At 61.5% G+C, this 12,163-nt stretch carries 13 protein-coding genes; 3 read left to right on the forward strand and 10 right to left on the reverse strand.

The features are described 5' to 3' along the window. Nucleotide 1: 1 nt before the first annotated feature. The 6 genes from ACKUG4_RS07095 to ppc all read right to left on the reverse strand — a co-directional run bounded on the left by ACKUG4_RS07095 (nucleotide 2) and on the right by ppc (nucleotide 6,607). A complete protein-coding gene (locus tag ACKUG4_RS07095; RefSeq protein ID WP_445433718.1) occupies nucleotides 2-838 on the reverse strand; it encodes an isocitrate lyase/PEP mutase family protein in 837 nt (278 codons plus the stop codon). A 32-nt stretch (nucleotides 839-870) separates the two neighbouring features. Beyond that, on the reverse strand, nucleotides 871-1,731 hold the full coding sequence (locus ACKUG4_RS07100; protein ID WP_039769627.1) for a DUF72 domain-containing protein: 861 nt from the start codon (nucleotides 1,729-1,731) through the stop codon (nucleotides 871-873). After that, the gene (locus ACKUG4_RS07105; protein WP_007954720.1) at nucleotides 1,731-2,039 is read right to left on the reverse strand and encodes a hypothetical protein; all 309 of its coding nucleotides are present in this window, start codon (nucleotides 2,037-2,039) and stop codon (nucleotides 1,731-1,733) included. Before ACKUG4_RS07105 ends, ACKUG4_RS07100 begins: the two co-directional genes overlap by 1 nt. A 230-nt stretch (nucleotides 2,040-2,269) precedes the next feature. Then, nucleotides 2,270-2,944, reverse strand: coding sequence for a tRNA (adenosine(37)-N6)-threonylcarbamoyltransferase complex dimerization subunit type 1 TsaB (gene tsaB, locus ACKUG4_RS07110; RefSeq protein WP_007954718.1), 675 nt, complete (start codon nucleotides 2,942-2,944; stop codon nucleotides 2,270-2,272). A gap of 93 nt (nucleotides 2,945-3,037) precedes the next feature. After that, nucleotides 3,038-3,688 (reverse strand): adenylate kinase, encoded by a 651-nt coding sequence (adk, locus tag ACKUG4_RS07115; protein WP_064593717.1) that lies wholly within the window; start codon nucleotides 3,686-3,688, stop codon nucleotides 3,038-3,040. A 288-nt stretch (nucleotides 3,689-3,976) separates the two neighbouring features. After that, on the reverse strand, nucleotides 3,977-6,607 hold the full coding sequence (gene ppc, locus ACKUG4_RS07120; RefSeq protein ID WP_445433719.1) for a phosphoenolpyruvate carboxylase: 2,631 nt from the start codon (nucleotides 6,605-6,607) through the stop codon (nucleotides 3,977-3,979). Nucleotides 6,608-6,821: 214 nt separating this feature from the next. On the opposite strand from ppc, the gene ACKUG4_RS07125 reads away from it, so the two are divergent. The 3 genes from ACKUG4_RS07125 (at nucleotide 6,822) to lptF (ending at nucleotide 8,786) form a co-directional block, all read left to right on the forward strand. Continuing rightward, complete coding sequence (locus ACKUG4_RS07125) at nucleotides 6,822-7,166, forward strand: hypothetical protein (RefSeq protein ID WP_011332654.1); 345 nt, start codon at nucleotides 6,822-6,824, stop codon at nucleotides 7,164-7,166. 365 nt (nucleotides 7,167-7,531) lie between these two features. Continuing rightward, nucleotides 7,532-7,936, forward strand: coding sequence for a DUF4398 domain-containing protein (locus ACKUG4_RS07130; RefSeq protein ID WP_011332653.1), 405 nt, complete (start codon nucleotides 7,532-7,534; stop codon nucleotides 7,934-7,936). A gap of 55 nt (nucleotides 7,937-7,991) precedes the next feature. Continuing rightward, complete coding sequence (gene lptF, locus ACKUG4_RS07135; protein WP_039769619.1) at nucleotides 7,992-8,786, forward strand: lipotoxin F family OmpA-related lipoprotein LptF; 795 nt, start codon at nucleotides 7,992-7,994, stop codon at nucleotides 8,784-8,786. 68 nt (nucleotides 8,787-8,854) lie between these two features. Here the strand turns inward: lptF and ACKUG4_RS07140 are convergent, their stop codons facing one another. The 4 genes from ACKUG4_RS07140 to ACKUG4_RS07155 form a co-directional block, all read right to left on the reverse strand. Then, nucleotides 8,855-9,184 carry a PA3694 family proteiin gene (locus ACKUG4_RS07140; protein WP_011332651.1) on the reverse strand — a complete coding sequence of 110 codons (330 nt, stop codon included), beginning with the start codon at nucleotides 9,182-9,184 and terminating at the stop codon, nucleotides 8,855-8,857. Continuing rightward, nucleotides 9,181-10,095 carry an alpha/beta hydrolase gene (locus tag ACKUG4_RS07145; RefSeq protein ID WP_007954702.1) on the reverse strand — a complete coding sequence of 305 codons (915 nt, stop codon included), beginning with the start codon at nucleotides 10,093-10,095 and terminating at the stop codon, nucleotides 9,181-9,183. The genes ACKUG4_RS07140 and ACKUG4_RS07145 overlap by 4 nt, the downstream gene beginning before the upstream one ends. Before the next feature lie 162 nt (nucleotides 10,096-10,257). Beyond that, complete coding sequence (locus ACKUG4_RS07150; RefSeq protein ID WP_039769617.1) at nucleotides 10,258-11,535, reverse strand: flavohemoglobin expression-modulating QEGLA motif protein; 1,278 nt, start codon at nucleotides 11,533-11,535, stop codon at nucleotides 10,258-10,260. A 33-nt stretch (nucleotides 11,536-11,568) separates the two neighbouring features. Continuing rightward, complete coding sequence (locus ACKUG4_RS07155; RefSeq protein ID WP_445433720.1) at nucleotides 11,569-12,123, reverse strand: hypothetical protein; 555 nt, start codon at nucleotides 12,121-12,123, stop codon at nucleotides 11,569-11,571. Nucleotides 12,124-12,163: the final 40 nt, after the last annotated feature.

The following is a 12,163-nucleotide window of genomic DNA, read 5'->3' on the forward strand; positions in this document are numbered from 1 at the left end:
CTCATCCCTTGAAGAATTGATTGGCCTTGGCGTACGGCATCGAACGAGAGGTGAAAGTGAAGGTGCCGGACTGCTGGATTTCTTCCGCCGCGCGGAAAAACTCACCCAATGCCGCCAGTGCCAGCGCCGAGCCGGTGCTGATCCGCTTCACGCCCATTTCTTCCAGCTCCTGCACGGTCAGTTTCAAGCCGCCGGACATCAACACATTGACCGGTTTCGGCGCCACTACGCGCACTACCGCGAGGACTTCTTCGGCGGTGCGCAGGCCCGGCGCGTACAACACATCGGCGCCAGCTTCGGCAAAGGCCTGCAAGCGGCGGATGGTGTCGTTGAGATCGGGATTGCCGTGCAGGTAGTTTTCCGCTCGAGCGGTCAGGGTGAAGGGAAACGACAAGGTGCGCACGGCAGCGACGGCGGCTTCGATCCTTGCCACCGCGTGTTCGAAGCAGTAGATCGGCGAGTCTTCCCGGCCGGTGGCATCTTCGATCGAGCCACCCACGGCGCCCGCCTCGGCTGCGCGGATCAGACTTTGTGCCGATTCGGCCGGGGCGTCGGCGAAGCCGTTTTCCAGATCCACCGCCACCGGCAAATCCGTGGCCGCGACAATCGCCCGGACATTGGCCAGCGTATCGTCAAGACTCAGACCACCATCGGGCTTGCCTTGGGAAAACGCATAACCGGCGCTGGTGGTCGCCAGCGCCTGATAGCCGAGACTGGCGAGCATCTTCGCGGAGCCGGCATCCCACGGATTGGGAATCACGAAAATCCCGGGGCGTTCGTGCAGGGCTTTGAAGGCTTCGGCTTTACGGGCTTGTTGTTGACGGGCTTGGGCGTCCATCGGCAGGCTCCTGGGCAGGAAAGAAATCCGCCTCAAAGCAGGCCAAGTTGCTCAGCGGCGGGTTCTCTGTATAGCTCAGGCAAAGGTCGCAGGCCAGGCAAACGTTGCATCAGTTGTGCGTGAAAACGTTGCGCCAGCTTCGCCGCAAGAATGTTGTCGGCGGTGTGCAGGAAGATGTACGGCGTGCGGCCCTCTTCGATCCACTCGGCGATTTTCGCCACCCACGGCACCAGGAACGGGTCGTTGGCCTCAAGCTCCGGATGGCCGATGAAGCGCACCTGCGGGAACTGGGTGAACGCCGCCGGACGCGTCGGAACGCGGGGCTTTTTCGATTGAGCGTGGATCACCGACGACTCGGTCGACAGGCAACTGAACAGTGCGCGCGGATCGAGACAGATGCGCTCCACGCCGCGATCCAGCAGCAGCCGGTTGAGCAGTCGCTCACTCTCACCCTTGGCGAAGAACTGTTCGTGGCGCACTTCCACCGCCAGCGGACAATCCAGCGCATCGATGAACGCGGCGAGCTCCGGCAAGCGGTGCGGGGTGAAGCTTTTCGACAGTTGCAGCCACATTGGCGAGACGCGCTCACCGAGCGGCTTGAGCAACTGGAGGAAGGTTTCGGCGGCAGTCAGTTGATCGCGCAGGTCGCCGCTGTGGCTGATGTCACCGGGAAACTTGGCGGTGAAGCGAAAGTGCTCCGGCATCACCTCGGCCCAACGCTGCACGGTGGCCGGCGACGGGCTGGCGTAGAAGGTCGTGTTGCCTTCCACGGCGTTGAACACTTGTGAATAGAGTCCGAGGAAATCGGAGGTCTTGGCGTCTACCGGATACAGATACTCGCGCCAGGCGTTTTCGCTCCAGGACGGGCAACCGAGGTAGTAAGGCAAATCCATCAGATGTACAGATCGAGGCCCAGCACGTCTGCATCCCAATCGACAAAACCGGCGGTGCTCAGGTAGCTGGCCAGGGCCATGGCCACGCTTTTCTTCATCGCACGGTGATAAATCATGTCTTGTTGGCGGGCGGGCAGATTGCTCAGGCGTTGCGCGGTGGCTTTGGCGGCACGGGCAGCCAGTTGCTCTTCGGTCGGGAATTCCAGCTCGCCGTCGATATCGTCGACGGACTCATCCAGCGCCGGATTGCCTTTGCGAGGCTTGCGCTTGATGGGGTAGGAATGAGTGGAAACGCCGTCTATACGCATAAAGTCATGCTCGGTATCGATGATGGCAATTTAGCGGCACCTGACCGACTTAGCAAATCGCCGAGTGATAACTAGAACACATAAAAGGCAAAAGGTTTAAAGCGCGGGGTTAGAAACGGACGATTGGCGTTTGCCGATGAGCGCATCGCGAGCAGGCTCGCTCCCACATGATTTGCGACACTCATGTGGGAGCGAGCCTGCTCGCGATTGGGAAAACTTGATTTCGAAGATCAACGAGCCTTGGGGGTGGCCACTTTGTCGCGCAGGTAAACCGGCTGGGCATCGTCTGCCGGAATCGCTTCACCGCGCTCCCAGGCAAATCGCGCCAGGGTCAGCAGGTCTTCGGCATGGGGCAGCATGCCGGCATCGGATCCGCTCAGGTTTACAGCGATGCGTTCGCCATAACCCCAGCCCGTGCCGGCACCGAACCAGTCACCCGAAGCATCGTCCGGCAATGCGGCGACTTCCGGCGGCAGCACCGCCTCGGCGCCCACCAGACGCATCTCCCCGGCCGTCTCGCGGTAGCAGCCCCAATACACCTCATCCATCCGCGCATCGATGGCGGCCGCAACCTGGCTCACGCCGTGCTCGCGATAAGCGCGTTGCGCCAGCACGGCCAGGTTCGACACCGGCAACACCGGGCGATCCAGCGCAAAGGCCAGGCCTTGCACCACGCCAATGGCAATCCGTACACCGGTGAATGCGCCCGGGCCACGTCCGAAGGCGATGGCGTCCACCGCTTGCAGGGTGGTGCCGGCGTCGGCCAGCAGTTGCTGGATCATCGGCAGCAGTTTCTGCGCGTGCAGGCGCGGGATCACCTCGTAATGGCTCGTGACCTTGCCGTCATGCAGCAAGGCAACGGAGCAAGCTTCAGTCGCGGTGTCCAGGGCCAGCAAGGTGCTCATCGATGTGTCCGTAAATCAGGTGGGGAAAAGTGCGCCAGTATAAACAACTACGGCCCGCAAGCGGGCCGTGGATGATGCAGCGGATCAGGTTTTTCAGCTCAGGGCTTCAAGCACCTTGGCAGTGATCGCTTCAACCGAACCGACGCCAGGGATATGGCTGTACTTCGGCTTGCCACCGTTCTTGGCGGACAGGTTCTGGTAGAACTCCACCAGCGGCTTGGTCTGCGAATGGTAGACCGACAGGCGATGACGCACGGTTTCTTCGGTGTCGTCCTTGCGCTGTACCAGCTCTTCGCCGGTGATGTCGTCTTTGCCGGCCAGTTTCGGCGGGTTGTAGACGATGTGGTAAACGCGGCCGCTGGCCTCGTGAACGCGACGACCGGCGATACGCTGAACGATTTCTTCGTCTTCAACGGCGATTTCGACCACGGCGTCCAGCTCGACACCGGCAGTCACCAGCGCTTCAGCCTGAGGAATGGTGCGCGGGAAGCCATCGAACAGGAAACCCTTGGCACAATCGGCTTGAGCGATACGGTCCTTGACCAGCGCGATGATCAGGTCATCCGACACCAGGCCGCCGGCATCCATGATGCTCTTGGCCTTGATGCCCAGCTCGGTGCCGGCCTTGACCGCAGCACGCAGCATGTCGCCGGTGGAGATTTGCGGAATGCCGAATTTCTCGGTGATGAACTTAGCCTGAGTACCTTTACCGGCCCCGGGAGCTCCCAGCAGAATGACGCGCATCGATGTGCTCCTCAATTTTTTATATAAAAAACAACGGATTCGCCTCGTGGGGCCAATCTCATAAAACGGGTCGTGGCCGCCCAAACGGCCAAAGGCTGATCAAGATACACAGCAGGCTGCGCCCACACAAGACGCCAAAAGTCGGAGAAACCGGCGCCCGCCGCGACCTTGCGACGCGGTTCCCCAAGTCGCAACCCCATCATTAACTGTCGCCTGACCGCATTTTTCCTACAGTCAATAAACGGCACCCGAGGTTCGCCCCGGGTGCCCCGCCCCACGCAGAAAACCTTAGCCGGTATTTCGCAAACCGGCGGCAATCCCCGCCACAGACACCAGCAACGCCTGTTCCACCGGGCTGCCCTGCTCGACATTCTGCTGCCGCGAACGCGCCAGCAACTCGGCCTGCAATAGATGCAGCGGGTCGAGGTAGGTGTTGCGCAGACGGATGAATTCCAGGGTGTCTGGGCTATGTGCCAGTAGCTGCGACTGACCGGTCAGGCCGAGGACAACGGAACAGGCCTGCGACAATAGGTCGCGTAAGTGCGCACCCAACGGCAGCAACTCCGGCTCCACCAGACGCTCGTCGTAGGACAGCGCGATATCGGCGTCGGCCTTGGCCAGCACCATTTCCAGCATGTCGATGCGGGTGCGGAAGAACGGCCACTGCTCGCGCATCTGCCCCAGCAACTCGCCTTCGCCGCGCTCCAGCGCATTGTTCAGTGCGGTTTCCCAGCCGAGCCAGGCCGGCAGCATCAGGCGCGTCTGGGTCCAACCGAAAATCCACGGAATCGCCCGCAGGCTTTCGATGCCACCAGCACGGCGCTTGGCCGGACGGCTGCCCAATGGCAAGCGGCCCAACTCCTGCTCCGGTGTGGACTGGCGGAAATACTCAACGAATTGCGGATTCTCCCGCACCACCGCACGGTAAGCAGCGACGCCGTCGGCGGCCAGTTCGTCCATCAGATGCCGCCATTCGGGAGTCGGTGGCGGCGGAGGCAACAGGGTCGCTTCGAGCACCGCCGCCAGATACAGATTGAGGTTCTGCTCGGCGATGTCCGGCAGGCCGAATTTGAATCGAATCATTTCCCCCTGCTCGGTGGTGCGGAAACGTCCGGCCACCGACCCCGGCGGCTGCGACAGAATCGCCGCGTGCGCCGGACCGCCACCCCGGCCCACGGTGCCACCGCGACCGTGGAACAGCAGCAGTTCGACTTGCTGCTCGCGGCAGATTTCCACCAGCCGCTCCTGCGCCCGGTACTGCGCCCAGGCCGCCGCGGTGGTGCCTGCGTCCTTGGCCGAGTCGGAATAGCCGATCATCACTTCCTGCGGGCCTTGCAGGCGCGCGCGGTAACCCGGCAGCAGCAACAGGCGTTCGATCACCGGGCCGGCGTTGTCGAGGTCGGCGAGGGTTTCGAACAGCGGCACCACGCGCATCGGCCGCAGTACGCCGGATTCCTTGAGCAGCAACTGCACCGCGAGCACATCGGAAGCGGCACCGGCCATGGAGATCACGTAGGAGCCCAGCGAAGCGCCCGGCGCGGCGGCGATTTCCTTGCAGGTGGCGAGCACTTCGGCGGTGTCGGCCGAGGGTTTGAAATGCGCCGGCAGCAACGGCCGACGGTTTTGCAGTTCGCGGGTCAGGAAGCTGATGCGTTGTTCTTCGTCCCACTCTTCGTACTTGCCGAGGCCGAGGTAATCGGTGATTTCGGTCATGGCCGCGCTGTGGCGGGACGAATCCTGACGCACATCAAGGCGCACCAGGAACAGGCCGAAGGTCACGGCCCGACGCAGGCAATCGAGCAACGGCCCGTCAGCGATCACGCCCATGCCGCATTCGTGCAGCGAGTTGAAACACAGCTCCAGCGGATCGAGCAGGTCGCGATTGTTGTGCAGCACATCGGCCGGGGCCGGCGTGGTCGCAGTCAGCGAGGCATGGGCCCAGTTACGCGTGGCGCGCAGCCGTTCACGCAATTGCTTGAGCACCGCCCGATACGGCTCAGCGCTGTCGCCGGCCCGGGCCTTGAGCGCATCGCTGGCCTGCTGCATCGACAATTCGGCAGCCAGGTGATCGACGTCGCGCAGGTAGAGATCCGCCGCCATCCAGCGCGCCAGCAACAGCACTTCGCGGGTCACGGCAGCGGTCACGTTCGGGTTGCCGTCGCGGTCACCGCCCATCCACGAAGCGAAGCGGATCGGCGCAGCTTCCAAAGGCAAACGCAGGCCAGTGGCGGCGAACAGCGCCTGATCGGCCTTGCGCATATGGTGGGGAATCGCCTGCCACAGCGAATGTTCGATCACTGCAAAACCCCACTTGGCCTCGTCCACCGGAGTCGGCCGGGTGCGGCGAATTTCTTCGGTGTGCCAGGCTTCGGCGATCAAACGTTGCAGGGTGTTGTGGATCTGCTCGCGTTCGGCCGTGGTCAAGTCACGATGATCTTGGGCTGCCAGTTGCGCGGCAATCGCGTCGTACTTCTGGATCAGCGTGCGCCGGGCCACTTCGGTCGGGTGCGCGGTGAGCACCAGTTCGATTTCCAGCCGCGCCAGTTGCCGGGCCAGGGATTCGGCGCTGTGCCCTTCGTTGCGCAGGCGGGCGAGCAGTTCCGGCAGCACGCGGGACTCGAACGGCGCGGCCTGGGTCTCTTCCCGGCGATGAATGAGCTGGTACTGCTCGGCGATGTTCGCCAGGTTGAGAAACTGGTTGAACGCGCGCGCCACCGGCAGCAGTTCGTCTTCGCTCAATTGATTGAGGCTGGCGCTGAGTTCGGCGTCCATCGAGCCGCGCCGGTCGGCCTTGGCGCCCTTGCGGATCTGCTCGATCTTGTCGAGAAACGCCTCGCCGTACTGGTCACGAATGGTGTTGCCCAACAGCTCACCGAGCAGGTGAACGTCTTCGCGCAAGCGTGCATCAATATCGGTCATCAGCATCTCTCCAGCAGTAATCGGTGACGGATCGCAAGTGAGTGGATGAACAGAGAGTGCCGCTCCGGGACGCTTCTTACAAGCAGACGACGAAGGGACTTTAAACCTTGAGGGTTGAAGCTAGTCTCAACAGTAAGCCGCACAACGGCTTGCCGCCGGCAGACGCCGGACACTCACCAAGACCTGCCATGAGCAGGTGCGACATGAGGTTTTTATGAAAATCCGTGAACTCGCCCAGCATTGGGAAGAAACCGCCAAGGGTCGCCTGACCGATACCGGCTACACGATTCATCTGGACGTGGAAGCCGCCGCACGGCTGGCGGCGATTGCCGAGATGTACCCCAAACGCCATGCCGAAGAACTGCTCGGCGAGCTGATCGGCGCCGCCCTCGAGGAGTTCGAAGCGAGCCTGCCGTATGTGAAAGGCTCGACCGTGGTCGCCACCGACGAAGAAGGCGATCCGCTGTATGAGGATGTCGGCCCGACCCCGCGTTTTCTCGCGTTGTCGCGGCGTCATCTACATGACTTGTCGGCTGCTGCCGGGAAGCAGAAACACTGATTCCTGACCCTTCAGAACGGTGGGAATGGTTTGCCCTCGATGGCGTCAGTTTAGCAGCACATGTGCTGTATTTGATGGCCTCATCGCTGGCAAGCCAGCTCCCACAGGGACTGTGTCCCCCCTCCGCTTTTTCGCCGTTTCTCGCCCGCGCGTACCTCTGCCCACCGCCAAAGTTCCCGGTTTAGAGCCCTGTCCGTTCGGTCAAAATTTTTTTTGGCGATGGGCCATCTTTTCTGAACTTTTGAAAAATGCCTTCGGTCGGAACAGGTAACCACGCCTGGAACGAGCGTTTCAAAACGCGCTGACACACGACGGTTGTCACTCCTCGACCAGGATGGATTTCGAAGCTTCCAAGGAGTTAACCAATGGAGTTGAAGACCATGAAGACCCAAACCTCGTTCTCCCACCTGCGCGGTCTGAAACTGGCTGCTCTGGCCATCGGCACCAGCTTCGTGCTGGCCGGTTGTGCCGGCAATCCACCGACCGAGCAATACGCAGTCACTCAATCGGCAGTCAACAGCGCGGTCAGCGCTGGCGGTACCGAGTTCGCCGCAGTGGAGATGAAGCAGGCTCAGGACAAGCTGAAGCAAGCCGAAATCGCCATGCACGACAAGAAGTATGACGAAGCCCGTCGCTTGTCCGAGCAGGCCGAGTGGGATGCCCGCGTTGCCGAACGCAAGGCTCAGGCAGCCAAGGCCGAACTGGCTGTGAAGGACTCCCAGAAAGGTGTTCAGGAACTGCGTCAGGAAAGTCAGCGCCCAGTGCAGTAAGCGCGCATCCCGACCGCAAGGCTGAAACTCTTATCGATATAAAGGACGAACGATTATGCGTAAACAACTGATGATCCCCGCTCTCCTGGCTGCAAGCGTTGCCCTGGCTGCCTGCTCCACGCCGCCCAACCCGAACCTGGAACAGGCACGCACCAACTACGCCGGCCTGCAGGCCAACCCGCAGGCAAGCAAGGTCGCAGCGCTGGAAACCAAGGACGCCAGCGACTATCTGGACAAGGCCGACAAGGCTTATCTGGATAAAGAGGACGCCGCCAAGGTCGATCAACTGGCTTATCTGACCAACCAGCGCGTGGAAGTGGCCAAGCAGACCATCGCTCTGCGCACCGCTGAAAACAACCTGAAGAACGCCGCCGCCCAACGTGCCCAGGCCCGTCTGGATGCCCGCGATCAGCAGATCAAACAGCTGCAGGACAGCCTCAACGCCAAGCAGACCGATCGCGGCACGCTGGTGACTTTCGGTGACGTGCTGTTCGCCACCAACAAGGCCGACCTGAAATCCAGCGGTCTGGTGAACATCAACAAACTGGCGCAGTTCCTCCAGGAAAACCCTGATCGCAAAGTGATCGTCGAGGGCTACACCGACAGCACCGGTACCGCGAGCTACAACCAGTCGCTGTCCGAGCGTCGCGCGACTTCGGTGCAGGTTGCGCTGATCAAGATGGGTGTAGACCCTTCGCGTATCGTCGTACAGGGTTATGGCAAGGAATACCCAGTGGCGGATAACACCTCGGTCTCGGGCCGTGCGATGAACCGTCGCGTGGAAGTGACCATTTCCAACGACAACCAGCCAGTGATGCCGCGTTCGGCCGTTAGCTCGACTGCGCACTGATTCGCTGAGCGGTAAATGAAAAGCCCCGCCTGATTTGATCAGGCGGGGCTTTTTTGTCCGTCGCAGATTTACTCTTCGAGCTTCTGCGGCGTCTCCTGGCCCATGCAGCGCACAGCCTTTTTCTGACTGTTGACCAGCACCCCGGTCAGGCCTTTCTGTTCGGTGTCGAACAGCACCAGCACGCCATCGATGCATTGCGCCACTTGCGGCGCCGGGGTCAGTGAGACCTTGTAGTCTTCGCCGGGAACGGTCTTGAGCATGGTGAAGTCGTTGAGCAGCAACGCATCCTCGGGTTTGGCGAAGTGCAGGTAGCCGTAGTACCACAGGGCGCCGACGGTGCCGAGGATGCTGCAGATGCCGGTGATGATCAGCGGGATGGCGTTACGTTCTTCACTCATTGCGGACTCTCTGGTGGTTCGTCTTCAGAATTCGGGGGTGTTGGATAATTCGGGATCTCGCCGAGGCGGCGCAGGCCGTTGAAGTGTTCGGGATCATCGAGGTAGCGCAGCATCACCTGACGCCAGACCGGGTCGCCGAAGGTCTGCACATGCCCGCCCCGGGTCAGCTGCAGCACGCGCGGTGGCGGCGCAGCTTGATACAGACGGATGCCGTTGGAAAGGGGCACCAGCGGATCGTCGAGGCTGTGGAAGATCAGTTTCGGCACGCCGTTGAGCTGCGGCATGGCGTTGATCGCACTGTCGCCGTCCGGCACCAGCCACGACAGCGGCACCTGAAACGGCCAGGTCAGCCATGAGGTGCTGAGGGCGTATTGGCCGACGCTGCGGTAACTGGCGGGCACGCCGTCGAGTACCAGGGCCTTGAGCTGTTTTTGCCTTTGCGGATGTTGCACCAGCCAATGCACCGCCATCGCCCCGCCGAGACTCTGGCCCAGCAGCACCAGCGGCTTGCCTTTGACCTCAGGCGCCTTGTCCAGCCAGGCGAAGGCGGCATCGATGTCCTGATAGATCGCCGGCAGGCTCGGTTCGCCCTCGGACAAACCGTAACCGCGATAGTCCACCAGTAGCACTTGATAGCCGTTCTTCGGCAACCACCAGCTCCCGCCCAGGTGCATCGGCAAATTGCCGCCGTTGCCGTGCAGGTGCAGCACCGTGCCCTTGACCTCAACCCCGGGTTTGGCCGGCAGCCACCAGGCATTCAGCTTGAGGCCGTCGGCGGTGGTCAGGGTGACGGTGCGGTATTCGAGCTTGGCCTTTTCCGGGGTGAAGATCTGCCCCGGTTCAGGGTAGAACAGCAAGGAACTGCAACCGCCGAGGGTCAGGAGCAGGCAAAGGATGCCGAGGATTCTCATCCGGTGAAACCTCGCGAAGAGAGTTGAAACACAACCCTGAGGAAAACAAATGACCTTGTGGGAGCGGGCTTGCCCGCGATGGCGGAGGATCAATCGACATCAACGTTGAATGTCAGACCGCTATCGCGGGCAAGCCCGCTCCCACAGAGGACGGTGTTGGAGTTACAGGATGTTGGAGTAATCCGCCTCGATCCGGTCCAGGCTCAAGTGATTGAGGAAGTTGGAGAAGCACATCCACGCCGACAACGCATTCATGTCGCGGAACTGGTCCGGCAGGTACTTCGGCGGCACCACCAATCCTTCGTCCACCAGCTGACGCAGGGTTCGCATATCTTCCAACGTGGTCTTGCCACAGAACAACAGCGGGATCTGCTCGAGCTTGCCCTTACGCACGGCCAACTGAATGTAGTTGTAAACCATGATGAAGCCCTTGAGGTAGGACAAGTCTTTGGTAAACGGCAGACCGGTCGGCGTCGAACCACGGAAAACCCGACTGGCGTTGCCGTAGCTTTCCGCCATCTCGAAGCCCTGCTCGCGGAAGAACTCGAAAATCTGCAGGAAGTCCGCGCCCTCCTCGACCATGTGAATGGCGCGGGTGCGGTTGGTCAGTTTGCGCAGGCGGCTTGGGTAGGAAGCGAACGCGATGATTTCCATCAGGATCGCCAGGCCTTCCTGAGTCACCGTTGACGAGGGCGGCCCTTTGGACAGGAAGGTGCAGATCGGCTGGTTCAAGCCGTTGAGCGTGGTGCCGACGTGCACCAGGCCTTCGTGGACTTCCAGCGCGCGCACGTCGCGGTCGTTGAACATCGCGTCGGTGCGGATCTTGATGTAGTCGGCACCCGCCGCCGCATCGGCGACGATACCGTCGGACTCGAACACGCGGATGGTTTCCTCGGCCTCGCCGAACACCTTGTTCAGGCGAGTTTGCAGCAGGTGCACGGCGTCTTTGGCGGTGAGGATCTTCGGTTCGTCCTTCAGGTCGCCACGGCCGTCGATGTTGTTCAGATAGTCCGACATCATCAGGCCGAGGTCGGCGAGGGTCGGGTCACCGGCGTGGAACGCATCGGACGCGGCGCCGTACAGCTCCTGGGAAATCAGACCGAAATCCTCTGTGCCGCGCGCTTCGAGCATGCGCACCACCATCCGGTATTCCTTGCACATGCGGCGCATGATCTGGCCGACCGGATTGAACTGGCCGAGCTGGCGGGTGATGTCCCGCTCGATGTTCTGGAATTCCAGCTTGACCTTGCTCGAATCGAAGGACAGCGGCCGGTTGAGGTAGTAGTCACGATCCACCGCCGGCAATTCCTTGCCCTTGGCCTTGAGGAAACCCTTGCGGATGTTCTCGTCCCACTTGACCGCGTCGAGCACGCGGATCGGCGTCTGCGCCAGCACTATGCGATCGGACAGAATGCGTATCGTCTGCTGGTAATCGTCCACCCGAAACTCCTGTAGAAAACGTGACGAACTGAATTATTTGGCTTTGGCTTGATGCTGATAGCGCGCCGCTTCGACGAAGACGTCGGAATTGGCCGGGTCGTCGAGGTAAGCAAAGACCTTTTCAAGCGGACTGTCGACCTGCACGCCGTCGCCGTCATCGGTCTGGAAGCCCTGGCCGTCGAGGGCTTTCTGGGCGATGGCCTGGTTGATCTGTTCGAGGTCGAGGTTGTAGATCACCAGTTCGCGCTTGTCGGTGATCTCGAAGCCGGCGATGGTGAAGTGCCCGCCGTATTGCGCCGGCACTTTCGCCGACAGGTACCAGCGGTTACCGTGGCGCGACACCGTGAACGGATAGGCTTCACGCTCCCGGGGTTTGGCTTTGAAGTACGCAACCGCCTGATAGCGATCGTTGCCCAGGCGCGTCAGCTCCAGATTCATCGGCTCGCCCCAGGCATTGGTGCTCGACCATTGGCCGAGCAGGCCCTTGGGCGCCGGTTCACTGGCGGGCAGCGGCTCCTTGAAGGTCACCAGACATCCGCTGAGCAGCAGGAACGACAAGGCGATCAGCACGCCAGGCCAGGCTTTCATTCGACACTCCCTAGAACCTGAAACACCTTCCCCTGTGGGA

Origin of the sequence: Candidatus Pseudomonas auctus (genome assembly GCF_048654275.1) — a bacterium.
Lineage (GTDB): Bacteria > Pseudomonadota > Gammaproteobacteria > Pseudomonadales > Pseudomonadaceae > Aquipseudomonas > Aquipseudomonas pharyngis.

Bases quoted from the DNA above. Each gene is read 5' to 3' on its own strand.
- ACKUG4_RS07100 (WP_039769627.1), bottom strand. From the start codon at position 1,731: ATGGATTTGCCTTACTACCTCGGTTGCCCGTCCTGGAGCGAAAACGCC.
- ACKUG4_RS07145 (WP_007954702.1), bottom strand. From the start codon at position 10,095: ATGAGAATCCTCGGCATCCTTTGCCTGCTCCTGACCCTCGGCGGTTGC.
- ACKUG4_RS07095 (WP_445433718.1), bottom strand. From the start codon at position 838: ATGGACGCCCAAGCCCGTCAACAACAAGCCCGTAAAGCCGAAGCCTTC.
- ACKUG4_RS07140 (WP_011332651.1), bottom strand. From the start codon at position 9,184: ATGAGTGAAGAACGTAACGCCATCCCGCTGATCATCACCGGCATCTGC.
- tsaB (WP_007954718.1), bottom strand. From the start codon at position 2,944: ATGAGCACCTTGCTGGCCCTGGACACCGCGACTGAAGCTTGCTCCGTT.
- ACKUG4_RS07130 (WP_011332653.1), top strand. From the start codon at position 7,532: ATGGAGTTGAAGACCATGAAGACCCAAACCTCGTTCTCCCACCTGCGC.
- ACKUG4_RS07105 (WP_007954720.1), bottom strand. From the start codon at position 2,039: ATGCGTATAGACGGCGTTTCCACTCATTCCTACCCCATCAAGCGCAAG.
- adk (WP_064593717.1), bottom strand. From the start codon at position 3,688: ATGCGCGTCATTCTGCTGGGAGCTCCCGGGGCCGGTAAAGGTACTCAG.
- ACKUG4_RS07155 (WP_445433720.1), bottom strand. From the start codon at position 12,123: ATGAAAGCCTGGCCTGGCGTGCTGATCGCCTTGTCGTTCCTGCTGCTC.
- ppc (WP_445433719.1), bottom strand. From the start codon at position 6,607: ATGACCGATATTGATGCACGCTTGCGCGAAGACGTTCACCTGCTCGGT.
- lptF (WP_039769619.1), top strand. From the start codon at position 7,992: ATGCGTAAACAACTGATGATCCCCGCTCTCCTGGCTGCAAGCGTTGCC.
- ACKUG4_RS07125 (WP_011332654.1), top strand. From the start codon at position 6,822: ATGAAAATCCGTGAACTCGCCCAGCATTGGGAAGAAACCGCCAAGGGT.